Genomic DNA, 22,951 nt, shown 5'->3' with positions numbered 1-22,951 from the left:
CCCCATCCCCACCCTGTCCCTCCCCTTGAAAGGGAGGGGACGCCGGAAGATGGTTTCCCGCCGACTCCACCAACGTACATAGTTCCACATTCCATACAGCCGCAGTTCCAGGGAAGGGGGAAAGATGAAAGATCCACGCGTCAGAGAGCTTGCAGAGGTCCTGGTAAACTACTCCACCGGGGTCGTCCCGGGGGACGTCGTCCTTATTTCCGCAGCAGGATTCGAGGCGATGCCGCTGGTGAAGGAGATCTACGCGCTCTGCATCGCCAAGGGGGCGAAGTACGTGGAGTACGAATTCAGCGTCCCCGACATCAACCGCTACTTCATAAACGGCGCCTCCCCTGAGCAGGTCTCCTACTTCCCGCAGCACAAGCTCGATTTCATGAAGCAGGTCACCGTGTACATCGGTCTCAGCGCTGCAGACAACTCCATGGTCATGGCCCAGGCGAAGCAGGAGAACATGATCGCCTGGTCGAAGACCACCCGCCCCATCGTAGACCAGCGTGTTAAGCACACCCGCTGGGTCATCACCCGCTATCCGACCCACTCCTCCGCGCAGGAGGCGCGCATGAGCCTCGACGAGTACGAGGACTACCTCTTTTCCGCCTGCTGCATCGACTGGGAAAAGGAATCGGAGAAGCAGGACCTCCTGAAGGGGCTCATGGACCAGGCGGATCGTGTGCGCATCAAGTCGAGCGACACCGACCTCTCCTTCAGCATGAAGGGGCTCCCCGGCATCAAGTGCGACGGGCGCCTCAACATCCCGGACGGCGAGGTGTATTCCGCGCCGGTGAAGGACTCGGTGGAAGGGTACATCACCTACAACTGCCCGACGATCTACCAGGGGAAGGAGTTCAACAACATCCGCCTCGAGTTCGAGAAGGGGCGCATCGTGAAGGCGACCGCGCCGGGGATGGATGAGGCGCTGAACAAGATCCTCGACACCGACGAAGGTGCCCGCTACGTCGGGGAATTCGCCATCGGGGTCAACCCGAAGATCCGCACGCCGATGCGCAACATACTCTTTGACGAGAAGATCTTCGGCTCCATTCACTTTACCCCCGGCCAGTGCTACGATGAGTGCAGCAACGGCAACACCTCCGCGGTTCACTGGGACATGGTGAAGGTCCTCACCGGAGACGGCGAGCTGTGGTTTGACGACGTGCTGATCCAGAAAGACGGGCTCTTCGTGCATGAGGCGCTTGTGGCGCTCAATCCCGGTGACTAGTCATGTTCCTCGAGATCAATTCCCACAATCCGCAACCGAGACTGATCCACAAGGTGGTAGAGAACCTGAAGAAAGGTGGTGTCGTCGCCTATCCGACGGATACAACCTACGGGATCGGCTGCAGCATCTTCAACAAGAAGGGGCTGGAGCGGATCTACCTGATAAAGCAGCGCGACAGGAAGAAGCCCTTTTCCTTCATCTGCGCCGACCTCTCCGATATCACCCGCTACGCCAAGGTCAGCAACTACGCCTACAAGGTGCTTAAGCGGCTCCTGCCCGGCCCGTACACCTTCGTGCTGGACGCGACCACCCTCGTCCCCGCCCTTCTCCTCACCAAGCAGAGGACCGTCGGCATCCGCATCCCCGACAACGAAATCTGCCTCTCCATCGTAAAGGAGCTCGGTCATCCGATCGTTACCACCAGTGCGAACCTCTCAGGGGAGGATCCGATCGGCGACCCCTGGCAGGTGGAGCAACAGATGGGAAAATTGATCGACATCGTCATCGACGGCGGCGATCTCTCCGCCGATGTCAGCTCCGTCGTGAGCCTCATCGGCGACACCCCTGTCGTCCTCAGAAAGGGCGTGGGGGACGTGAGCTGGTGCGAGTAGGACGCGAGGAGGCGCAGCGTGTGTAGGCGGACCGTGCGCAAGGGGCTCGTCCTCATGGTGGCGGGCATCATCTCCGTGACGCTGGCGACCTTTTTTCACCACCAGCTTTCCACCCTTTTCTTCCTTTCCGGCGGCCGCAGCGCCGGGCTTACCTTCTACGGATTCGCCCTCGGAGCGGCCAGCGGCGCCACCGGAGTACTGGTGACTACCGCAGGGCTTCTGCGTCGCAACGTGAACGACCGCAGCGTGCGCCTCCTGCCGGTTGTGCTGCTGCTCGTCGCCTCCATCGCTTTTTTCTGCTTTCTTTCCTACCTTTCCTTCACAGGCGCTCTCACCACCGACCCCAACCCCGGCGAAAGCATCACCATATAGGGCGCGTTCCTCCTTCCGGCTACGTTTCCCGCGGCTTCCTCAGGAAAAAGAGGAGCGGGATGATCGCCAGAAACGACATCCCGATGATCCAGAAAATATAGCTGTAGGAGAGCATGGCGGCTTCCCTCCGCACCAGCCTGTATATGATCTCCTGCGCCACCTTCCGCGCCGTCGCCAGATCCGCACCGCGCGACATGGCAGCCTGCTGCAGGGCGGCGAGCTTCGACTGCAGCAGCGGGTTGTACGGGTTCACCTGCGCCGAAAGGTTTGCCTGGTTGAACTGCGACAGGCGGGTCAGGAGCGTCGCGGAGACCGCAATCCCGACGCTACCCCCTATGTTGCGCAAGAGGTTGTAGATCCCGGTGGCATTCCCCATCTCCACCCGCGGGATGTTCGCGAGCGTCATGCGGGCGAGGGGGGGGAATATCATGCCGAGCGCGGCACCAAGGAGTACACGCGGCCACATGAAGTCGGCAAACGAGGCCTGCAGCGTGAAGCCGCGCATGAGATACAGGGACCAGGCCCCCAGCAGGAGCCCGCAAAGGACGATCTTCCTGCCGTCCCCCCTTTTCAGATACGCCCCTACCATCGGCATCACGATAACGGAAGCGCAACCGCCCGGCGCCATGACGAGCCCCGCCATCGTTGCGGAGTACCCCATGAGGGTCTGCAGGAAGAGGGGGAGCATGACCACGGAGCCGTAGAGGCAAAAGCCCACCATGAACATGATGCAGTTCCCCGAGGCAAACGCGCCGTCCTTGAAGAGCCTGAGGTTCACCACCGGGTGCGGGTGCTGCAGCTCGGCGTACACCAGCATGATGAGGGAGACGGCAGCAACGATGGAACAGGAGGTGATGAAGGAGGAACTGAACCAGTCCTCCTGCTGTCCCTTGTCCAGCACGATCTGCAGAGCGCCGATCCCCAGGGTGAGGAGGGCGAGGCCCCAGTAGTCGATCTGCGACCGCTGCTTTTTCAGGTAGGGAGGGTCGAAGACGAAGGCGTTCACCATGATTATCGCCACGATCCCCACCGGGATGTTCACGTAAAAGATCCAGCGCCAGGTGATGTTGTCGGTGATCCAGCCGCCGAGGGTCGGGCCGACGACGGGGCCGAACATGGCGCCGATCCCGAAGATCGCCATCGCCATTCCCCCCTCGTTTGGCGGGAACGACTCCATCATGATCGCCTGGCTCATCGGTATGAGCGCTCCCCCCGCGGCGCCCTGGAGGATGCGGAAGAAGACCATGCAGCCGAGGTTCGGAGCTGCGCCGCACAAGAGGGAGGCGACCGTAAAGGTGACGATGCAGGCCATGAGGAAGTGCTTCCTGCCGAAGACCCGCGCCAGCCACCCGGTCATCGGCATCACGATGGCGTTGCTGATGAGGTAGGAGGTAAGGACCCAGGTTATCTCCTCCGTCCCTGCGTTGAGGCTCCCCTGCATGTGGGGGAGCGCCACGTTCGCGATGGAGGTGTCGACGATCTCCATGAAAGCGGGGATCATGACGGTGAGGGTGATGAGCCACTTGTTGACCTGGCGGGAGGAGTCAGTCATTGCCGGCTGCTCCTTTTCCGGAGGCGAGCCCGTGGAATGCGTGACAGGAGAATGTGACGATGTGCTCCGCTATTTTCTGCAGGTCGGTCGGCTCCGATCCGGTACCGGCGGACATCCTGCTTATCACAGACCTGCTGAAGAGATAGAAGAGACACTGGCTCATGACGCTCCGCGCGCTGGAGACCACAAGTTCCGGGTCCGCGTCACCGCCGAGCAGAAGCCCGACTATCTCCACAAGCTCGCCGAAGAGGGAGCGAATCCCTTCCTCCACGATCATGTCGAGCGCGCTCGTCGGCTCCACCATCTCGCGCATGAGGAGCGTCCCCCAGCACAGGCTCATCTCGTCGGTACAGGTGCGCAAAAGGAAAGAGCGCACGTAGGCGTACAGCCGGTCGCGCGGCGAGGCGTCGGGAGCGAGACCGTACCGGACCGGATACTTCTCGTGAACTCGCCGCCGGGCGTAGCGCAGCACCTCGCGGTACAACTCCTCCTTGCTGCCGAAGTGATAGTTGATGGCGGCCACGTTGACCTTCGCGCGGCTGCAGATGGTGCGGATCGTTGCCGCGGCAAAGCCGGACTCCGCAAAGACGACGGCGGCTGCGTCGAGAATGCGGGTGCGGGTTGCTGCGATCTCAGTATCGACTGCCCCTCTCATTTCATCTCTCCCGCGTTCGGTTTCGGGGCGAGCTTCTTCACCCCGACGGGGCAGGCGGCGAGGCAGTTGAAACAGAAGTACTGGTATCCCATCGATGCGGCGTGGTACATGCTGAAATATTCGGGACTTTGCAGCATCCCCTTCTGCTCTTCAGGGGAGGCATCTCCAAACCTGGACCAGAATCCGACGCTCGCTCGCATCCCGTGCGGCTGGCTCTTGCCGAGGCATTTCACCACGTCGGTCTTCCCTTCCTCCTCGAGTGCTCCGGCCGGGCACCCGCGCACGCACAGGCCACAGGAGGTGCAGGGGTTCTTCTCCTGTGGCGGATCCGACGGGATATCCAGCGCGGTCAATACAGCGGCGAAGAGGACGCGGGTCCCGAAGCGCGGGTGCACCACGAGATTGTGGCGGCCGAAGGTTCCGAGACCGGCGGCGACCGCCGCATGCCGCAGCGACACCTCAGCCACGGCCATCTTTTCGCGGCGGCTGAAATCCATCGGGTAGGAGATCGGGACGGTCATGGCTGGAGCCCCGAGGTGGTTCTCCACGAAGCGGGCGATTCGGTAACAGGCGGAACGGGAGAATTCCATAAGATCGAGCCGCGCCCCCATCGCCATCTGCGGACTCGGGCTCTGGCAGGAGGAGAGCTCGGGAAAGGCAAGCACGACTATGGAGCGCACCCCCGGAAAGAGCGACTCCAGTTCTGGAGAGCGGGGGCTCCGGTAATCTTCAGACGACGCGAAGCCGACCTCTTCGATCCCGAGACTCTGTGCAAAAGTGCGGATCCTCTCTTTCATAGGCACCTCCTACTGTGTCGTTCAAACAAGCGTTTCAATCGCTTGTATCACAGCGCCGCACCATTGGCAAGAATTCGCAGTTTTATGCCGGAATAAGCGATAGCGTTTCCGGCATTCGCTGGTGCGCGGCTGGGGATGTGGTGGACTGCCGGGAACGCCTGCGGCTTATCCCGGCCTACATGGACGTGGGAGGCCCAACCCCATCCGCACCCTGTCCCTTGTAAAGCAATGGGATGCGAGGGGGCGTGTGAGGCACGCTGAGACTCGTAGGCCGGAATAAGCGATAGCGTTTCCGGCATTCGCTGGTGCGCGGCTCGGTATGTTGTGGACCTCCGGGAACGCCTGCGGCTTATCCCGGCCTACATGGACGTGGGAGGGCCAACCCCATCCCCGCCATCGTCCCATGTAAAGTAGTGGGATGGGAGGGGGGCGTGTGAGGGACGCTGAGACTCGTAGGCCGGAATAAGCGATAGCGTTTCCGGCATTCGCTGGTGCGCGGCTCGGTATGTGATGGACCGCCGGGAACGCCTGCGGCTTATCCCGGCCTACATGGACGCCCCACGCCCAACCCCATCCCCGCCATGTCCCTTGTAAAGCAATGGGATGGGAGGGGAGCGTGTGAGGGACGCTGAGACTTGTAGGCTGGAATAAGCGATAGCGTTTCCGGCATTCGCTGGTGCGCGGCTCGGTATGTTGTGGACCGCCGGGAACGCCTGCGGCTTATCCCGGCCTACATGGACCACATTGACCACACGGACACCCGTCGCGCCGTTTGGCCTTTCTCTGGCAAAGGTGCCGGTGGCGTGATATATTGGCCGCAGTCAAAATGTCTTTAATCCGGAGGAAACATGTACCGTCTCACCATTCACACATCTTTCGCAGCAGCTCACAACCTGATTCATTACCAGGGAGACTGTGAGAACCTGCATGGTCACAACTGGAAGGTCGAAGTTTCTGTCACGACGACGGAGCTCGATAAGGCAGGTCTCGGCATCGACTTCAAGATTCTGAAGCGGGAGACCAACACCCTTCTGAAGACCCTGGACCATAAATACCTGAACGAGCTTCCCCCCTTCCTCGAAGATTCCCCCTCTTCCGAGAACATCGCGCGCTACCTCTACGGTGAGCTCACGAAGATCTTCGCTGAGCAGAAGGTGAAGGTGGAGATGGTGACCGTATGGGAGTCCGATTTCGCCGCTGCGAGCTACTATGAGTAACGGCATGGCGCAAGCCCCTGTGACGGAGTGCTTTTCTTCGATACAAGGGGAAGGAATTCTGGTGGGACTGCGCCAGATCTTTCTCAGGCTCGCGGGATGCAACCTCGACTGCTCCTACTGCGATACGGCGGGAGTCCATGAAGTGCCGGAGCTCTGCCAGCTGGAAATGACCCCCGGCCGCCGGGATTTCGTCACCCTTACCAACCCGGTGCAGGGGGAACAGGTGATCTCCCACATCAGGCGCTGGGCGGAGGCGTGGCCCGCAATCCACCACTCCATAAGCGTGACCGGCGGTGAGCCGCTGCTCCATGGAAAAGCGCTCCTGGAATGGCTTCCCGAACTGCACGAGATCCTGCCGGTCCATCTGGAGACAAACGGCACCCTCCCGGAGGCGCTCGCCCCGCTCATCGACTATGTCGACTATGTAGCGATGGACTTCAAGCTGCCGTCCGCTTCCGGGGTGAACCCCGTGTGGGAGAAGCACGAGGCTTTTCTGGCGCTGGCGGCCCGGAAGCAGGCGTATGTCAAGCTGGTGGTGGACGACTCCACACAGAACTGGGAGATCGAGCGCAGCTGCAGCATGATAGCCGCCGTGGACCGCAACATCCCCCTCATTTTGCAGCCGGTCACGCGAGCCGACGGCACCGTCTCGCTCTCTCCCCTGCGCACGCTGGAACTGCAGGAATTCGCCGATGCGAAGCTGAGAGAGGTACGGGTCATCCCGCAGACGCATAAGTTCATGGGGCAGCTGTGAAGGGGTAGCGGTCAGCGGGAAGGGCAGAGATATCGACGGGAGGCGGCTATTTTGGCCGCCTCTTTGTCGTTGTAACTTTCTCTTTCATTAGTGGGGCGAGTCGGTCTATAGTGGTCGAGGCGCTCGCGCGCCCAAGGGCGGACTGTTGCCAGCACCTTCTTTGCGACGTTTGCCCAATTCGCAATCCGAGGTTACTACATGTCACATCTGCACCGCTTCTCCCGCACGGAGCTTCTTATCGGCTCCGCCGGGCTCGATAAGTTAAAGAACTCAACCGTTGCCGTTTTCGGCCTTGGCGGGGTCGGCGGCTACGCTGCCGAGGCCCTCTGCCGCGCCGGTGTCGGACGGCTCGTCATCGTGGACTTCGACGACATCTGCCTTACCAACGTGAACCGCCAGATCCACGCCATGGACGGCACCGTCGGTAAACCGAAAGCGGACGTCATGGCCCAGCGCCTGCGCCTCATCAGCCCGGACGCCGAAATCGTCCCCTACCAGGACTTCTACTCCGCCGATAACAGCGACTTTCTCCTTGCCGACCATTACGACTACGTCGTCGACGCCATCGACCACATCACCAGTAAGCTGCACCTCATTCGCCGCTGCAAGGAGCGTGGCATACGGATCGTTTCCAGCATGGGTGCCGCAGCGAAGCTCGACCCGACCCAGATCAAGGTGGGGGACATCTCCGAGACGCAGAAGTGCCGCATGGCGCGCTCGGTGCGCAAGCTCCTGAAAAAGCAGGGAGTGGAAAACGGCGTAAAGGTCGTGTACTCCACCGAGGAATACCAGGCGCAGGAGACCCAAGCCGGCGGGTGCAAGGGAAACTGCATCTGTCCCAACAAGGACGATCAGCGTTTCTCCTGCGAACACAGGCGCGTAATCCTCGGGAGCATGTCCTACATCCCTTCCATCTTCGGCCTCACCATGGCGGGTGTGGTCGTCAATGATATACTTGCCCCCGCGGCGTGAGACACTGCCTGTAATTCAATCTACTGACCCACAAGGAGGCCACCGATGCACACCCAGACCCTCGCAGGGAAAACCGCCATCGTAACCGGGGCAAGCTCCGGAATCGGATACGCCACCGCACTCGCCCTCGCAAAGGCCGGCGCTGCGGTGGTGGTACAAGCGCGGCGGCAGGAGCGACTGGACGAGTTGGTTCGCTTGATCGAGTCGCAGGGGGGGAAGGCTCTCGCGGTTGCGGGGGATGCCAGCCGCGAGGAGGACATCGACAACCTCCTGGAGCAGGCGACTTCCTGGACGCGGGGAGGATCGAAATACGACATCGTGGTGGTCAATGCGGGGCGCGGTCTCGCCGGAGGAATCCTGCACAGCGATGAATCGCAGTGGCAGGAGGTGTATGATGTCAATGTCCTCGGGGCAGGGCGTCTTTTGCGGCGCGCCGGGCACTACCTGGTGCAGCGCAAGGGGGGGGACATCGTGGTTGTAGGCTCCAGCGTCGGCCGAAACATCTCCCCCTTCAGTGGATTCTACGGCTCAAGCAAGTTTGCGGTCGGCGCCATGGCCGAAGCACTGAGACGTGAAGTGTGCACCGCGGGGGTGCGAGTCTCCGTGATCATGCCGGGAATTGTGGTAAGCGAGTTCCAGGGCGTCGCCGGCTACAACGCCGAGAACTTCGGAAAAACCGTGGAGCAGTTCGGAAAGCTCCTGCAGCCGCAGGACATCGCCGAGGGGATCCAGTTTCTTGTCTCCCTCCCCCCTCATGTAAATATCAACGAAATGATGATCCGCCCGACCGGGCAGCCCTACCCGTAACCGCCAGCCGCTTCCCGGCTCCCCTCCCGTCAAGGGAGGGGGCACGCTCGCGCGGATTCCCCTCCAAAGACACTTGCGGATTATTTCAGAGAGGCGATAGGGACGTCCCCTCCCCCCTTGCGGGGGAGGGACAGGGTGGGGGGGGAAGGTGCGCGCCATTCCGGCAGATGGCAGCTTCACCCACCCCCTGCCCCCCTCCCGTCAAGGGAGGGGGAACGTTTTGCGGCGCCTGTTCCGCATGCGCCGGGCATGCTCTTCGTTTCAAGTCACCCTTAAAATGCGTTCAGGACGGCGCCTGGAGCACTTTGCTATACTAGGCGCTGGACCAATTTTCGAGGCACCAATGCACCTTCCGAAACGAGACGAGATATGCGCAGTCCTTGAGAGCCTCTCGGGCGAGCGGCTTCAGGGAAAAGGGGAGGCGGTCCGGCTCTGCCTCATGGCTCTTCTGACCGGAGGGCACATGCTCCTCGAGGACATACCGGGGCTTGGGAAGACGACGATGGCTCTCGCCTTTGCCGGTTCCCTCGGCCTTTCCTTCGGGAGGGTCCAGTGCACCAGCGACCTTCTCCCCTCCGACATCACCGGTCTCTCCATATACGACCGGACCGAGGGGCGCTTTATCTTCATCAAGGGGCCGATCTTCAACAACATCGTTCTCATCGACGAGATAAACCGCGCCATGCCGAAGACGCAGAGCGCGCTCCTCGAGGCGATGGAGGAGCGGCGGGTGACGGTGGAAGGTGTTACCTACACCCTCCCTGATCCCTTCTTCGTCCTGGCGACCCAGAACCCGGTGGAACAGGTCGGTACCTTTCCCCTCCCCGAGTCGCAGATGGACCGCTTCATCATGAAAAGCGGCATCGGCTACCCGCCGGAGGAGATGGAGAAGATCATCATCAGGCAAGGGAGCATCAGGGACGAGCTCATGCACATCCAGCCGATGGTGAGCAGGGACGACCTCCTCGAGGCGATCGCTGCGGTGCGCCACTCCGTGTATGTGGGGGAGAAGGTCACCGACTACGTCTATTCCATTGTCAGGAAGTCCCGCACCCACCCGCTCATCCTCACCGGCATCTCCACCCGTGGCGCGATAGGGCTCGTTGACGCGGCAAAGGCTGCGGCATACCTCGACGGCAGGTCTTTTGTCGCCCCGGAGGACGTCCGCACTGTCGCCACCACCGTCTGCTCGCACCGCATCCTTGTGCGGCCGGAGCAGGAGGGGGTGAACAAGGAGGAGCTATTAAACGGCATCCTGAAAGAGATTCCGCTCCCCCTCACATAGAGCTCACCAAGGGAGGGGGGCTTTTCGTGGCCACCACCCTCGGTCTCGGCGTCGCTGCGGTCAATACCGGGAACAATCTCCTCTTCCTCATAGTCTCGGCCATGCTCGGCTTCATGGCGGTATCGGGCCTCATGGGGTGGCTGAACATCCGCAACCTCGAGGTGCGGCTGCAGGTGCCGGATGAGGTCTATGCCGGGGTGCAGACGCTCGTCTCGGTGCTCATCATCAACCGGCGCCGCTTCCTCCCGTCGTTTCTCATCCGGATAGCCCTTTGCGGGACGGAGGCACTCTGCACGGTCGTGGAAAGGGGAGGGGCGCAGAAGGTGAGCTTTCTGCACGCCTTCCCGGAGCGCGGCCTGCACACGATCACTTGTGCGGTGGTCGGCTCCTCCTTCCCGGTCCACTTCTTCGTGCGCCGCCGCCAGGTGCCGGTGCAGTCGAGCGTCACCGTCTTTCCCGCCCCGCGCTCCTTCCCGGTGGCCACCCCCGTCGCCCCTCCCGATGCCGGTTCCGATCTCACCCCCCTTTCCCCCGGGTATGACGGCGAACTGGTGAAGATCTCCGACTACCGCGGCGGCGAGTCGCTGAAGCTGATCCACTGGCGCCTCTCGGCAAAGCACGAGGTCTTCAAGGTGAAGGAGCTTTCCGCCACCGCCGATGAGCCGGTGATCATCGAGCCGGAACTCCTGCCGGGGCGAAACATGGAGGATCGCCTGAGCCACGGCGCCTACCTTATCAACCGTCTCCTGAAGGTGGGGCGGCCGGTGGGGCTGAAGGTGGGGGAAAAGCGTGTGGCGGCAGGAAACACGCGGCAGCACAGGTTGCAACTTTTGGGGGAACTGGCCCTGTATGGTAAGAATTAGGACGATAATCGCCATCTTTTCGCTTGGAAGCGCCGTCATCGGCTACCTTCCCCTCATGCCGTACCTCGACATGGTGGCGAAGTACTTCTTTCCGCTGGCGCTGGCCGGCGGGATCTGTCTCGACCGGAGAGGGGTATCCCGAAGCGGGTGGTTCCTCACCGGGCTCTCCATCCTCTTCTTCCTCTACTACGGAGCGCGCTTTTCCCTCTCCGACCTCGTGCAGGTGACGGCGAACCTCCTGGTGGCTCTCCTTGCGGTGCGCCTCCTCTCCGAGAAGAGCGGCAGGAACTACCTGCAGATTTTCGCCCTCTCCCTCTTTTGCCTCGCCGCGTCGTCCCTTTACAACCTCACCGGGATTTTCCTCGCCTATCTCCTGCTCCTCCTCGTGCTCCTCGCGGTCTCGCTGGTGCTTCTTGCCTTCCACGTCCACGACCCGGAGATGACTCTGGACCGCCGCGCCCTGAGAAAGGTGCTGGGGACGTCGCTTCTTTTGCCTGCCGCGACCGTCCCGATCATGCTCCTTCTCTTCGTGGTGCTCCCCCGCACCCAGTACCCGATCTGGAACGTGGACCAGGGGGGGAGGGGAACTGTGGGATTCACGGAGAAGGTGACGCCGGGAAAGACCTCGAGCATCACTGCGGTGCAGACCCCCGCCTTTCGGGTAGTGTGCCAGAAGCTCCCCGAGGATCGCCTGTACTGGCGCGGCATCGTCCTGAACGGCTTCCAGGGTGACAGCTGGGTACGCGAGGGGGATCCGGAGGAGGTACCGATTCCGGTAAAGGGGGGGCTCTCGGTGGAGCAGACCTTCTACCCGGAACCTTCCAATTCCCCCTACCTCCTGGCGCTGAACCACCCCTTGTCGCTAAGCGGCGTGCGCCGGGCCGCTGCCTCGGATCTCGTCTTCACGACTTCCGCGCCAAGATCCTCCCGGATCAGCTACCAGGCCGTCTCCACCCCCTCGGACCGCATCCGCCTGAGAGGGGGGATAGACCGGGAGCTCTACCTGGAGCTTCCCGCCCACCTCCCGCCGCGCCTGCAGAAGGCAGCGAGGGAGAGTGCCGCAGGCGCCCCCCCCGAAGAGATCGTCTCCCGCATGGAGCGCTTCTTCCGCGCCCAGCGCCTCTCCTATTCCACAAAGGAGCTTCCGACCGGGACCGATCCCCTGGACCAGTTCCTCTTCGTGAAGAAGAAGGGGAACTGCGAGTACTACGCTTCCTCCGCCGCACTCTTTCTGAGGCTCGCGGGGGTCCCGGCCCGGCTGGTCGGCGGATACCGCGGCGGGGTGTACAGCGACAACGGCGGGTATTACCTCGTGACGGAGGACATGGCGCACGTCTGGGTGGAGGCATACCTCGAGGGGAAAGGGTGGCTCACCATCGACCCGAGCGGCTGGTCTCTGAACTTCGGGGGGAACGTCCCCCGCGTCGGCCAGATGCGGCTCCTCGTCGATACCCTCGGGTTTTACTGGAACAAGGCGGTGGTAACCTACAACCTGGAAAAACAGATAAACCTCTTCCGCGGCGCAGGGGAGCGGCTGAGCAGCTTCTCCGCTCCGAAGGTCTCGGTGGGGCAGCTTCTCCCCGTGGTGCTCGCTCCGCTGGGCCTCTTCGTCCTGTACCGTCTCCTGAAAGAGCTGGCGAAATCGCCGTCGCAGCGGCTCTACAGGCGCTTCGTGCGAGCGGTGCGGCGACGATACCCGGAGCTCCCCACGGCCAACCGCGGCATCTTCGAGCTTGCCCGCAGTTGCGCTGACCCCTCGGTCCGGGAATTTGCCACCGTGTACGGGAGCGCACTGTACGGCGATCGCTCGCTCACAACGGACGAAGTCGCCCGTCTGAAGCGGCTCCTGCGGGCCCTGCGGGAGGGGGGAGGACGGTGACTTCGCCCCCGGGGATGCATCCTTGACATCGTCCTCTCTTTGTTTTACTTTGTTCGGCGGTATTTCTAAGTGATATGTAGGGGAAAATCTTGGCATCCAAGAAAGACAAATTACTGGAGAACGCCCAGCGTTTCGTGCTGAAGGGGCAGATCGACAAGGCGATCAAGGAGTACCAGCAGATCGTCGCCCTCGACCCGCGCGAAATACGCTTCAGGCAGCGGCTCGCCGAGCTCCTGGTGCGGGACAACCGCAAGGAGGAGGCGATCGCCGAATACGAGGACATCGGGAAGCACTATGCCGAGAACTCGTATTTCCTGAAGGCTATCGCGGTCTACAAGCAGATCCAGCGCCTGGACTCCAGCAATCCTGCCATTTCCCATACGCTCGCGATCCTGAACCAGAAGCAGGGGCTCGCCGGGAACGCGCTCGCCGAATACAACAGCACTGTTCGCCTCCTGGAACAGCAGGGGGATCTGCCGAAGGCGGTGGCGGTCGTGCAGGAGATGCTGGCGCTGGATGCCGACAACGTCGCGACGCAGCTGAAGCACGCGGAGCTTCTGTACGCCACCGGCCAGAAGGACCCCTCCTACGCCGCCTTTGCCGCTCTCTTCAAGCGTCTGGTGCACAGTGACGACGAGGCGGCCGCCGTGAAGGTTTCCTCCCGCATAGCGGAACTCTTCCCCGGAAAGGACGAGCACGAACTGGAGCTTCTTTCCCTGCGAGTGCAGAAGGGAGACCTGGACGGCGCCCTTGCCGCCTTGAGGCAGGCTCTCCGGCACAACGAGGGGAACCAGCGCGCCTGGCAGCTCCTTTGCGAGGTGCTGCGGCGCAAGGGGGAGAAAGGGGAGGTGCGCTCCGCCCTTGATCGGATGGCGCAGCTATTCCCGAACGACCTCGGTATCGCGCGGGATTCCATCCGTTCATGCCTCGAGGCCGGTGCATACGAAAGGGGAATTCAGCTTCTGTCGCAACATGCGGAGCGCTTCCTTGCAGAGGGGAAGGGGCGCGAGCTGGAAGCGCTTTACCTTGCACTCCCGGCAGCGCTGCGAGGCGAGCCGCAGGTGGAGGAAGGACTTCGGCGGGTGTACGAGGCCTCGGGCGATTGGGAGAAACTGAACGCCCTCAGGGCACCGGTTCTGCAGAATGCCGCGACCTCCCCTGCTGCGACTGTGGCAACGCCGGCAGCCGCGCCTCCCCCTGCAGTGGAGCACTCTTCCGCCTGGGAGGAAGAGATAGACCTCGATTTCGAAGAGCACATCGAGGAGAGCGATGCGGAGCCGGGGGACTCTCTCCCTGCCGCGCACGGATCGATGGAGCTCGAATGGCCGGAAGAGTCGGAACCATTCCTGACGCAGGAGCCGGATCTGACGCAGGAGTTCCATGCGGAGCCGGCAGATCTGCCGTGGGGAGAGGTAGCCACCGAAGAGGCGGCGGAAGCCGCACCGGAGAAAGGTGGAGCGGACGAAGACGCGCTCGACTTCTTCGCCGGCCACGGAGCGGGAGAAGCACCGGAATTCGAGCTTTCCCTGGAGGATCCGGCAGCGGAGGGGGAAAAGTCGCTCGAGCTGGAGCTCCCGGATGACGCTCTCGCCTCTTTCCTGGAGCCGGCGGAGGACGAGCCGCGCGCTGATGCGGCGCCCGTGGCGGAGGAGCCGGTGGAGAGGGTCACCTGGGACGATATCTTCCCCGGTTGCATCGAAGCTGAGGACAACGTCGACCTGGAGGATGCCGAATCCCACTATGACCTCGGCATCGCCTACATGGAGATGGGGCGCCCCGATGCGGCCCTGCAGGAGTTCGCAACCGCTGCGGCGAATCCGCGGCGCCGCGTCGACTGCCTGATACTGCAGGGGATGTCGCACCGCAGCAAGGGGGATGATGAAAAGGCGGAAGACCTCCTGAAGAAGGGGCTCCTGGTCCGGGACCTCTCCCCGCAAGAGCAGATGACACTGCGCTACGAACTCGCCTCCCTCTACGAGGGGCGCGGGGCAACTCTTCCCGCCATAGCTCTGTACCGGGAGATAAAGGCGGCCGATCCGACCTTCCGGGACGTGGCGCAGAAGCTCTCCCTCCTCGTCGGGGAAGAGCCTCACGATATCATCGACCTCGAGCTCGAAGAGGTTCTCTAGATGGCTCCCTATCCCGCCATCAGGTTGAGGGGGGGGACCAGCTTGATCGGTGCCAGGAACAATTCATCGCTGTAAAAGACAGGAAGGGGCGGGAAGGGGCCGGCTGCCTTCAGTGCCGTCAGAACTGCCCTGTCGTACATCGGGTTCCCGGAGCTCTCGATGAGCTCGATGGAGACGATGTCGCCGTTTCGGGCGATGATAAGGCTCACCATTATCGACCTGATCCCCTTCTTGTCCCCCCCCTGATCGAGCCACCACCGCTCGTTTATGTGCTGCAGCAACTCCAGGTAGTACTCCTTCACGTCCCCCCGCAGAGTCTCGCCGTTTCCGATACTGCTGAAATACCCCTTGCTCATGCCGAGCCCCAGAGTTGTCTTTTCGACCTGCTCCCGCGCGGAAGGTTGTGCCGCCACGGCGGGGGGCGTTTCCTGTTGCGCCGCAGGCTGCGGGGGCTCAGGCGCTTTTTCCGGAGGGGGCACCTCGCTCTTTGCGGGCTCCACCCTCTTCTCGACAGGGGGGGCCGGCTTTGCCGGCGCCGGGGCGGCCGATTCCGAGGGGAGCTGCACGTCTTTCAGGTCGATGTAGGAGATGGGAGGGGTGGAGCGGGCGCCTTGGGGGGTGCCGAAGAGAATGGCGCTAATCACGAGGTGAATGCCGAAGGAGATGGCGATTCCGGTCGCGAGGTGCGACTGGGCGCTCTTTTGCGGTACTGCCGGGTCCAACACGTCCATTTTCGAAGCCCGCCTTCTAGAAAAGTGCCGCTATGTATAGCAAATTGTGCAGCCCCATGGCAAGGCTCAAGCGGCATAACGAAAAGGGGACAGCAAAAAAGGGGACAGGCTACTTTTCCACTGAAAAAGTTGCCTGTCCCCTTTTTGCCTTGCCGCTATAGAGCGGGTCAGGGGGCGGCGAAAGTCATGGAGAGCTCGTCGGAAGACCCTTTTTTCGACGCCGCAGGCAAAGTAGCCTGTCCCCAAGCGCCCTGGGCGTCGACCACCGCGATTGCCGCCATGTTGATGATGTTGGCGACGTCGTCGGAAGGCTGCAGCACGTGCACCGGACGGTTCATCCCCATGAGAATCGGGCCGATGGCGGCTCCGCCGCCGAGCTGGTGCAGCAGCTTGTAGCAGATGTTCCCGGAGTTGAGGTCGGGGAAGATGAGGATATTGGCGGGAGCGGTGAGTGTGCTGAAAGGGAACTTCGCCAGGAGCTCCGACACCACCGCGGTGTCCGCCTGCATCTCGCCGTCCACCTCGAGCCCCGGCGCCTGCTCCTTCACGATTTCCACGGCCCTTTTCACCTTCTGCGCCTGGGCGCTCTTCACCGAGCCGAAGTTGGAGAAGGAGAGGATCGCCACCCGGGGGTGCAGGTCGAGGAGTCTCACCTTCTCCGCTGCAAGGATCGCCGTCTCCGCCAGCTCCTCCGCAGTCGGCTCGATATCGACGGTGGTGTCGGCGAGAAAGAAGATCCCCTTGTTGAAGATCATCATGTGCATCCCGTGCACGCTCTTCAGATGATCCTGCTTGCCGATGATCTGCAGCGCCGGCCGGATGGTGCCGGGGTAGTTGGCGTCGACGCCGGAGAGGAGCGTGTCGGCGTCTCCCAGGTGCACCATCATGGAGCCGAAGTGGTTGCGCGAATTTCTGCTCATGAGCCGGTGCGCCTCGGGGAGGGTGATCCCCTTGCGCTGCCGCAGCCGGTACAGCTCCTGCGCGTACTTTTCGGTGAGCTCCGAGTCTTCCGGGTCGATGATGGTGACCGGGTGGTGCTCCATGCCGAGCTCCACGATCTTTGCGGTGACACGCTCCCTCTTTCCGATGAGGATCGGGTGGGCGATCTCCTCCTCGATGAGAACGTGCACCGCCCGCAGTATCTTCTCGCTTTCCCCTTCGGGGAAGACGACCTTCTTCGGGTCCGACTTCGCCTTGTTGATGATGAGGCGCATCGTCTCCTTCGCCTTCCCCTGCAGCGCCTCCAGCGTCTCGCGGTAGCGGTCGAGGTCCTCGATCATGAGACGCGCCACGCCGGAGTCCATCGCCGCCTTCGCGACCGCCGGGGCAACGCATAGAAGGGCCCGCGGGTCGAACGGCTTGGGGATGATGTAGTTGCGCCCGAAGACGAACTTCTGGTTGCCGTAGGCCCGGCAGACGGAGTCCGGGCACTCCTCCCGCGCCAGCTCGGCGAGGGCAAAGACCGCCGCCTTTTTCATCTCCTCGTTTATGGTGCTGGCCCGCACGTCGAGGGCCCCGCGGAAGATGAAGGGGAAGCCGAGCACGTTGTTCACCTGGTTCGGGTAGTCGCTTCTGCCGGTCGCCATGATGACGTCGCCGCGGACAGCGTTTGCCTCCTCGGGGGTGATCTCCGGGTCGGGGTTCGCCATCGCCATGATGATCGGGTCCTTCGCCATGCTGCGGACCATCTCGGGGGTGACGGCGCCCTTCGCCGAAACGCCGATGAAAACGTCCGCCCCTTCCATGGCCTCACCGAGGGTGCGCAGCGGCGTGTCGTTTGCGAGCCGCTCCTTGTACTCGTTCATCCCCTCGGTGCGCCCCTTGTAGATCACCCCCTTGGTGTCGCACATGATGAGGTTTTCCGAACGGGCGCCGAGCGTTATGGCGAGGTTTGCGCAGGCGACGCCGGCGGCCCCCGCCCCGTTCACCACGATCCGCACCTCCTCTATCTTCTTGCCGATCAGGAGGAGGGCGTTTATGAGGGCGGCGGAACTGATGATCGCTGTGCCGTGCTGGTCGTCGTGGAAGACGGGAATCTTCAGCGTCTTTTTCAGCTCCTCCTCGATGTAGAAGCACTCCGGCGCCTTTATGTCCTCCAGGTTGATCCCGCCGAAGGTCGGCTCCAGAATCCGGCACACCTTGATGATGTCGTCCGGGTCCTGGGAGTCGAGCTCGAGGTCGAAGACGTCGAGGTCTGCAAAGCGCTTGAAGAGGACCCCCTTCCCCTCCATGACCGGCTTTCCCGCCAGTGCGCCGATGTTCCCGAGCCCGAGGACGGCGCTGCCGTTGGTGACGACCGCCACCAGGTTCCCTTTTGCGGTGTAGCGGTAGGCATCCTCCGGGTCCTTCTCTATGGCGAGACACGGCTCGGCGACGCCGGGGGTGTAGGCTAGGGAGAGGTCGCGGGAGGTGAGGCACGGCTTCGAAGAGATGACCTCGATCTTCCCTTTGCGTCCGCTGGAATGGTACTCGAGTGCGTCAGTCTTTCTGTTCATGGTCCCCTCCTTGTCAAAAGCACGCCCACAAGTGTTACGCTTCAGCGCTCCCGGTGCAAGTAGTATACTGTATACATAATGCGTGTGCGGCGAGTCAAGCTAATCGTCCCCGCAGGTTGTAAAAAGGGGGGTTTTGGACCATAATTCCGTTCGGACCTGAAGGTTTTTGCGGTGGCGGAGGGGGCATGGAACGGATCTGGGCGCCGTGGCGCATAGAATATATCAACGAGAAGGGGGCGGCGGGGTGCATCTTTTGCCGCGAGGGGGACGACAGGGAGCTCCTGGTGCTAAAGCGCACCGAGCGCACCATCGTACAGTTGAACCGCTACCCGTACGCCAACGGGCATCTCATGGTGGTGCCGCGCCGGCACACCGCTGATCTCGACGCGCTGGATGACGCCGAGATGCTGGAGATATTCCGTGACGTGCGCCTCTGTCGGGCGGCCCTTCAGAAAACCATGGCCCCCGATGGATTCAACATAGGGATGAACCTCGGACGTGCTGGGGGAGCCGGGGTCGAGGACCACCTCCACCTGCACGTGGTGCCGCGCTGGCACGGAGATACGAACTGCATGACGGTGGTCGCGGAGACGCGGGTGCTGCCGGAGGCGCTCCTGGCGACGTACGACCGGCTGCTCCCGCACTTCGACGTGGAGGCGATGTGATGGAAAAGGTCTGTCTCGGAGTAGACGTCGGCGGCACGAACCTGCGCTGCGCGGTCGTCAGTGACAAGGGAGAGGTTTTCATGCGGGTGCGCTTCCCCACCGAGATCGATAACGGGCGCGCCTACTTTCTCGATACGCTGCACCAGGCGCTGGCGGGGCTCGTCCTCGAGGCGGAGGCGCTCGGAAAGACGGTCGTCGCCGTCGGCCTCGGCGTGCCGGGGCTTATCTCCAACAGCGGTCTCGTGCACAACTCCGTCAATCTCCAGCCGTTGGTGGGGCTGAACATAACCGAGGCGGTGTCGCAGCGACTGGGGCTGCCGGTGGTATCTCTCAACGACGCAAACGCGAGCGCATTAGGTGAGCAGCGGTACGGGGCAGGGCGACATTACCGCTCCGTCCTCGTCCTTACCCTCGGCACCGGTGTCGGGAGCGGCCTCATTCTGGACGGCAGGCTCTGGACCGGCGCCGACGGGATAGCGGCAGAATTCGGGCATGCGACGGTGGAGCCTTTGGGGCGCAGGTGCCGCTGCGGCAACGTCGGCTGCCTCGAGCAATACGCCTCAGCGACGGCGATCGCCAACACCGCAACGGAGATGCGGCGTTTCGGAACGGACGTGGTGATGACCGCAGATGCCGTGGGAATCCTTGCCGCCAACGGCAATCCCCACGCCATTGCCGTTTTCAACGAGGCCGGCCGCTACCTCGGGATCGCCGCCGCCACGGTGGCGAATCTCCTGAACCTGGAGGCGCTCATCCTCACCGGCGGCGTGGCGGAAAGTTTCGACCTCCTGGTGGAGCCGATGCGTCGCGAGATGGTGGCGCGCGCCTTCGAGATTCCGGGTGCCCGGATGAATATCATCAAGGGGGAACTCGGCGACGATTCGGGGATTCTCGGGGCAACGGCGATCGCCTTCGATCTCCTCGCCGGCAGGTGAGGCAGTTCCGCCACTGCCGAGCGCCGCTATCGCACCACTGGCGCGGCTTCGGGGACAGACGATGCTATCCTTATTAAGGGATGTATGCTAGAGTACGGCAATGAGAGTACGCCATTTCAAAAACTGGAGGAGTATATGGGTTTGAGAAGGGGGTTTGTTGCATGCTTGCTGGTCGGCGCCCTGGTGCTCGGCATCTCGGTGATGTCGTGGGGGGCTGACAGTAATACTCCTGAGGCATCGCTGCGTTCCGCGTTCCCGCAGGTGCAGTTCGATAAGATCATCTCGAGCGAGATCCCCGGCATCTACGAAGTGTATGCCGGCCCCAATATCTTCTACTACTACCCCGCGAAGGACATCATCATCTCCGGGGAGATGTTCGGCAAGGACCTGAAGAGCATCACCGCCGAGCACAGGAATGCGGTTGCCGCTCAGCTTGTGAAGACGCTGCCGCTTGAGAAGGCTGTGAAGATCGGGGACGGGAAGAAGAAGGTAGTCGAGTTCACCGATCCGGACTGCCCGTACTGCCGGAAAGCGGCGGAATTTTTCACCAAGAGGACCGACGTGACACGGTACGTTTTCTTTGCACCTCTGGCGCATCCCGCAGCGATCAACAAGATCCAGTACATTCTTGGCGCCCCCAACAAGGCTGAGGCGTACGACGCGATGATGGTCGGGCAGGAGATTCCAGCCAACGCGAAGCCTGCATCGGAGGCTGTGAAGGCGCTGGCGCAGGAGCACCTGTCCCTGGCGAAAAAGGTGGGCGTGCAGGGCACTCCGACCTTCTTCATAAACGGCCAGCAGATCGTCGGTGCGGATACGAAAAAGATCGAGCAACTGCTAGGACCGCCGGCTCCGGCGAAGTAGGCGGGGCAGGGCGCGCAAAGCAGAGCCTTTACCAAAAGGGCCGGATGGAGAACATTTCTCCTCCGGCCCTTTTTTTAGTTCTCCAATGTACAAGCGGAGCGTTTCCGGCGATACGGTGCAGCATCCTTTCGGCTGGCGCCGAACGCCGGGAACGCCTGCGACTCATCCCGGCCTACGCCGCCATCAGTCGTGCCTTGTTGATAATGTAGGCCGGAATAAGCGGAGCGTTTCCGGCAACACGGTGCAGCATCCATTCGGCTGGCGCCGAACGCCGGGAACGCCTGCGGCTTATCCCGGCCTACGACGTCATCAGTCGTGCCTTGTCGATAATGTAGGCCGGAATAAGCGGAGCGTTTCCGGCAACACGGTGCAGCATCCATCAGGCTGGCACCGAACGCCGGGAACGCCTGCGGCTTATCCCGGCCTACGACGTCATCAGTCATGCCTTGTCGATAATGTAGGCCGGAATAAGCGGAGCGTTTCCGGCAACACGGTGCAGCATCCATTCGGCTGGCGTCGAACGCCGGGAACGCCTGCGGCTTATCCCGGCCTACGATGTCATCACCCGTGCCCTTGTCGATAATGTAGGCCGGAATAAGCGGAGCGTTTCCGGCAACACGGTGCAGCATCCATTCGGCTGGCGCCGAACGCCGGGGACGCCTGCGGCTTATCCCGGCCTACGACGTCATCAGTCGTGCCTTGTCGATAATGTAGGCCGGAATAAGCGGAGCGTTTCCGGCAACACGGTGCAGCACCATTCGGCTGGCGCCGAACGCCGGGAACGCCTGCGGCTTATCCCGGCCTACAACCTCCCCGTCCTACCGCTCTCCTTCGCATTCCACGACTGGAGCCGGGGAGGGCGCGACGATGATCCTTCCGTACTGTCCGTCGAATCCCGGCTCTATCTGCACATCTCCGGCACGCATCCGCGCGATGCACGAGGCGAGGGGAGGGGAGATCGCTTCGATCGCCTGCACCGGAGCCTTCAAGAGGATGTGAAATTCGTTCCCCAGCTGTTCCAGGAGCCGGAAATAGAGCGTCTGCGCCTTCTTTGACCCGCACCCCACCTGCAGCGAAGTGGCAACGAGGTCCAGAAGGGGGATCACCGAGTGGAAAGGTGGCGCTCCCGGCGGGCGCACCCCCGGCTCCCGGTCGGCGAGAAGCTCCAGCCGGTGCAGCACTCCCACCGTCACCTTCCTGCCGCAACTCGGGCAGCGGTAGCCGCGCGAGATCGTTTCCTTCGGCGAGAGCCGCACATTGCAGGGCCGATGGCCGTCCCCGTGGTACTTCCCCTGCTCGGGGAAAAACTCTATCGTGGCGGCGACCCCGCTGCCGCTGGTGATGGCGTCGAAGATGCCGCGGTAGGAAATCTCCGTGTTGAAGACCGTCGCCTCCCGGCCGAGGGTACGCGGGGAGTGAGCGTCGGAATTGGAGATGAGGGTGATGCCGTCCAGCGCCGAGAGCCGCCAGTTCATGGCGGGATCGGAGGAGAGTCCGGTCTCGATGGCGCGGACGTGCGGGGCGAGGTCGCCAAAACACTCGGCGAGGGTGCTGAATCCGGTGGCGGCGCCAAAGACGGAGAAATGGGGGGTCCAGGCGTGGGCCGGGACCAGCATGGCGGCAGGGGAGGCGTCGAGCACCATCTGCAGGAGATCCCTCGCGTCGAGCTTGAGGATCGGCCGGCCATCGGAACTCAACTTGCCGACGCCGGAAAGGGAGGCGTTCAGCCTGTGCGCGCTCTCGAAGTCGGGGAGGAAAACGAGGCAGTGCACCTTGCGTGTTTTCGTTTCGTTCGGCTTGCGGTAAATGCAGCTGATTTCGCCGGAAAGGAGGAAGGAGACGTCACCGCGGCAACTCTCCGGCACCTCCAATGCCGCCGGGTTCGCCCGCAGGGTCAGGAGGCCATCCGGGCCGGTCTCTAGTTTTTCCTCCAGTTCCTCGAGCCATAGTGGGTGCGTGCAGTCTCCCGTACCGAGGACCCGGATCCCTTTCAGCTGCCCCCAGCGCCAGAGCGATTCGGGGGTAAGGTCCCTGCTGGTGGCGATGGAGTAGCGGGAGTGAATGTGAAGATCTGCGATAAATTCCATCATCGGAAGGTAGCACGCGCGGTGCGAAAACGGCAAGGGGAGGCTTGCGCGCA

The 22,951-nt window shown here is 62.5% G+C and carries 20 protein-coding genes; 14 read left to right on the top strand and 6 right to left on the bottom strand.

Annotated elements, in window-relative coordinates; translation table 11 throughout:
- Positions 1-124: 124 nt before the first annotated feature.
- From LPW11_RS01320 to LPW11_RS01310, 3 genes are read left to right on the top strand one after another with little or no spacing between them, the layout of a single operon-like run.
- Positions 125-1,228 carry an aminopeptidase gene (locus LPW11_RS01320; RefSeq protein ID WP_230996321.1) on the top strand — a complete coding sequence of 368 codons (1,104 nt, stop codon included), beginning with the start codon at positions 125-127 and terminating at the stop codon, positions 1,226-1,228.
- A 2-nt stretch (positions 1,229-1,230) separates the two neighbouring features.
- Positions 1,231-1,839, top strand: coding sequence for an L-threonylcarbamoyladenylate synthase (locus tag LPW11_RS01315; RefSeq protein ID WP_230996320.1), 609 nt, complete (start codon positions 1,231-1,233; stop codon positions 1,837-1,839).
- Positions 1,840-1,857: 18 nt separating this feature from the next.
- Positions 1,858-2,211, top strand: coding sequence for a hypothetical protein (locus LPW11_RS01310; protein ID WP_230996319.1), 354 nt, complete (start codon positions 1,858-1,860; stop codon positions 2,209-2,211).
- 19 nt (positions 2,212-2,230) lie between these two features.
- Here LPW11_RS01310 and LPW11_RS01305 read toward each other — a convergent pair whose 3' ends face one another.
- From LPW11_RS01305 to LPW11_RS01295, 3 genes are read right to left on the bottom strand one after another with little or no spacing between them, the layout of a single operon-like run.
- Positions 2,231-3,763: a DHA2 family efflux MFS transporter permease subunit gene (locus LPW11_RS01305; protein WP_230996318.1), complete on the bottom strand. Its 1,533-nt coding sequence runs from the start codon at positions 3,761-3,763 to the stop codon at positions 2,231-2,233.
- Complete coding sequence (locus LPW11_RS01300) at positions 3,756-4,418, bottom strand: CerR family C-terminal domain-containing protein (RefSeq protein WP_230996317.1); 663 nt, start codon at positions 4,416-4,418, stop codon at positions 3,756-3,758. The genes LPW11_RS01305 and LPW11_RS01300 overlap by 8 nt, the downstream gene beginning before the upstream one ends.
- A complete protein-coding gene (locus tag LPW11_RS01295; RefSeq protein ID WP_230996316.1) occupies positions 4,415-5,215 on the bottom strand; it encodes a hypothetical protein in 801 nt (266 codons plus the stop codon). Before LPW11_RS01295 ends, LPW11_RS01300 begins: the two co-directional genes overlap by 4 nt.
- 848 nt (positions 5,216-6,063) lie before the next feature.
- On the opposite strand from LPW11_RS01295, the gene queD reads away from it, so the two are divergent.
- The 8 genes from queD to LPW11_RS01255 all read left to right on the top strand — a co-directional run bounded on the left by queD (position 6,064) and on the right by LPW11_RS01255 (position 15,121).
- Positions 6,064-6,432: a 6-carboxytetrahydropterin synthase QueD gene (queD, locus tag LPW11_RS01290; protein ID WP_230996315.1), complete on the top strand. Its 369-nt coding sequence runs from the start codon at positions 6,064-6,066 to the stop codon at positions 6,430-6,432.
- Positions 6,433-6,436: 4 nt separating this feature from the next.
- Complete coding sequence (locus LPW11_RS01285) at positions 6,437-7,186, top strand: 7-carboxy-7-deazaguanine synthase QueE (RefSeq protein ID WP_230996314.1); 750 nt, start codon at positions 6,437-6,439, stop codon at positions 7,184-7,186.
- A 198-nt stretch (positions 7,187-7,384) separates the two neighbouring features.
- Positions 7,385-8,158 (top strand): tRNA threonylcarbamoyladenosine dehydratase, encoded by a 774-nt coding sequence (locus LPW11_RS01280; protein ID WP_230996313.1) that lies wholly within the window; start codon positions 7,385-7,387, stop codon positions 8,156-8,158.
- Positions 8,159-8,203: 45 nt separating this feature from the next.
- Positions 8,204-8,965, top strand: coding sequence for an SDR family oxidoreductase (locus LPW11_RS01275; RefSeq protein WP_230996312.1), 762 nt, complete (start codon positions 8,204-8,206; stop codon positions 8,963-8,965).
- Between the two features lie 343 nt (positions 8,966-9,308).
- A complete protein-coding gene (locus LPW11_RS01270) occupies positions 9,309-10,250 on the top strand; it encodes an AAA family ATPase (RefSeq protein WP_230996311.1) in 942 nt (313 codons plus the stop codon).
- 26 nt (positions 10,251-10,276) lie between these two features.
- Positions 10,277-11,113: a DUF58 domain-containing protein gene (locus LPW11_RS01265; RefSeq protein ID WP_230996310.1), complete on the top strand. Its 837-nt coding sequence runs from the start codon at positions 10,277-10,279 to the stop codon at positions 11,111-11,113.
- Complete coding sequence (locus LPW11_RS01260; protein ID WP_230996309.1) at positions 11,100-12,992, top strand: transglutaminase family protein; 1,893 nt, start codon at positions 11,100-11,102, stop codon at positions 12,990-12,992. Before LPW11_RS01265 ends, LPW11_RS01260 begins: the two co-directional genes overlap by 14 nt.
- An 89-nt stretch (positions 12,993-13,081) precedes the next feature.
- The gene (locus LPW11_RS01255) at positions 13,082-15,121 is read left to right on the top strand and encodes a tetratricopeptide repeat protein (protein ID WP_230996308.1); all 2,040 of its coding nucleotides are present in this window, start codon (positions 13,082-13,084) and stop codon (positions 15,119-15,121) included.
- An 8-nt stretch (positions 15,122-15,129) separates the two neighbouring features.
- Here LPW11_RS01255 and LPW11_RS01250 read toward each other — a convergent pair whose 3' ends face one another.
- On the bottom strand, positions 15,130-15,852 hold the full coding sequence (locus LPW11_RS01250; protein WP_230996307.1) for an energy transducer TonB: 723 nt from the start codon (positions 15,850-15,852) through the stop codon (positions 15,130-15,132).
- Between the two features lie 167 nt (positions 15,853-16,019).
- Positions 16,020-18,347 (bottom strand): NADP-dependent malic enzyme, encoded by a 2,328-nt coding sequence (locus LPW11_RS01245; protein ID WP_230996306.1) that lies wholly within the window; start codon positions 18,345-18,347, stop codon positions 16,020-16,022.
- A 185-nt stretch (positions 18,348-18,532) separates the two neighbouring features.
- Here LPW11_RS01245 and LPW11_RS01240 point away from each other — a divergent pair, with 185 nt between their 5' ends.
- The 3 genes from LPW11_RS01240 to LPW11_RS01230 all read left to right on the top strand — a co-directional run bounded on the left by LPW11_RS01240 (position 18,533) and on the right by LPW11_RS01230 (position 20,811).
- Positions 18,533-19,012: an HIT family protein gene (locus LPW11_RS01240; protein WP_230996305.1), complete on the top strand. Its 480-nt coding sequence runs from the start codon at positions 18,533-18,535 to the stop codon at positions 19,010-19,012.
- Complete coding sequence (locus tag LPW11_RS01235) at positions 19,012-19,947, top strand: ROK family protein (protein WP_230996304.1); 936 nt, start codon at positions 19,012-19,014, stop codon at positions 19,945-19,947. The genes LPW11_RS01240 and LPW11_RS01235 overlap by 1 nt, the downstream gene beginning before the upstream one ends.
- A gap of 135 nt (positions 19,948-20,082) precedes the next feature.
- A complete protein-coding gene (locus tag LPW11_RS01230) occupies positions 20,083-20,811 on the top strand; it encodes a DsbC family protein (RefSeq protein ID WP_230996303.1) in 729 nt (242 codons plus the stop codon).
- 818 nt (positions 20,812-21,629) lie between these two features.
- On the opposite strand, the gene LPW11_RS01225 is transcribed toward LPW11_RS01230, so the two are convergent.
- A complete protein-coding gene (locus LPW11_RS01225; protein WP_230996302.1) occupies positions 21,630-22,901 on the bottom strand; it encodes an endonuclease Q family protein in 1,272 nt (423 codons plus the stop codon).
- Positions 22,902-22,951 lie beyond the last annotated feature (50 nt).

Source organism: Geomonas sp. RF6 (genome assembly GCF_021044625.1).
GTDB lineage: Bacteria > Desulfobacterota > Desulfuromonadia > Geobacterales > Geobacteraceae > RF6.
The sequence above is the reverse complement of the archived record's forward strand: the minus strand, read 5'-3'. Positions and strand labels throughout refer to the sequence as shown.

Bases quoted from the DNA above. Each gene is read 5' to 3' on its own strand.
- LPW11_RS01270 (WP_230996311.1), top strand. From the start codon at position 9,309: ATGCACCTTCCGAAACGAGACGAGATATGCGCAGTCCTTGAGAGCCTC.
- LPW11_RS01225 (WP_230996302.1), bottom strand. From the start codon at position 22,901: ATGATGGAATTTATCGCAGATCTTCACATTCACTCCCGCTACTCCATC.
- queD (WP_230996315.1), top strand. From the start codon at position 6,064: ATGTACCGTCTCACCATTCACACATCTTTCGCAGCAGCTCACAACCTG.
- LPW11_RS01295 (WP_230996316.1), bottom strand. From the start codon at position 5,215: ATGAAAGAGAGGATCCGCACTTTTGCACAGAGTCTCGGGATCGAAGAG.
- LPW11_RS01315 (WP_230996320.1), top strand. From the start codon at position 1,231: ATGTTCCTCGAGATCAATTCCCACAATCCGCAACCGAGACTGATCCAC.
- LPW11_RS01240 (WP_230996305.1), top strand. From the start codon at position 18,533: ATGGAACGGATCTGGGCGCCGTGGCGCATAGAATATATCAACGAGAAG.
- LPW11_RS01245 (WP_230996306.1), bottom strand. From the start codon at position 18,347: ATGAACAGAAAGACTGACGCACTCGAGTACCATTCCAGCGGACGCAAA.
- LPW11_RS01275 (WP_230996312.1), top strand. From the start codon at position 8,204: ATGCACACCCAGACCCTCGCAGGGAAAACCGCCATCGTAACCGGGGCA.
- LPW11_RS01260 (WP_230996309.1), top strand. From the start codon at position 11,100: ATGGTAAGAATTAGGACGATAATCGCCATCTTTTCGCTTGGAAGCGCC.
- LPW11_RS01300 (WP_230996317.1), bottom strand. From the start codon at position 4,418: ATGAGAGGGGCAGTCGATACTGAGATCGCAGCAACCCGCACCCGCATT.
- LPW11_RS01235 (WP_230996304.1), top strand. From the start codon at position 19,012: ATGGAAAAGGTCTGTCTCGGAGTAGACGTCGGCGGCACGAACCTGCGC.
- LPW11_RS01250 (WP_230996307.1), bottom strand. From the start codon at position 15,852: ATGGACGTGTTGGACCCGGCAGTACCGCAAAAGAGCGCCCAGTCGCAC.
- LPW11_RS01285 (WP_230996314.1), top strand. From the start codon at position 6,437: ATGGCGCAAGCCCCTGTGACGGAGTGCTTTTCTTCGATACAAGGGGAA.
- LPW11_RS01320 (WP_230996321.1), top strand. From the start codon at position 125: ATGAAAGATCCACGCGTCAGAGAGCTTGCAGAGGTCCTGGTAAACTAC.
- LPW11_RS01305 (WP_230996318.1), bottom strand. From the start codon at position 3,763: ATGACTGACTCCTCCCGCCAGGTCAACAAGTGGCTCATCACCCTCACC.
- LPW11_RS01230 (WP_230996303.1), top strand. From the start codon at position 20,083: ATGGGTTTGAGAAGGGGGTTTGTTGCATGCTTGCTGGTCGGCGCCCTG.
- LPW11_RS01280 (WP_230996313.1), top strand. From the start codon at position 7,385: ATGTCACATCTGCACCGCTTCTCCCGCACGGAGCTTCTTATCGGCTCC.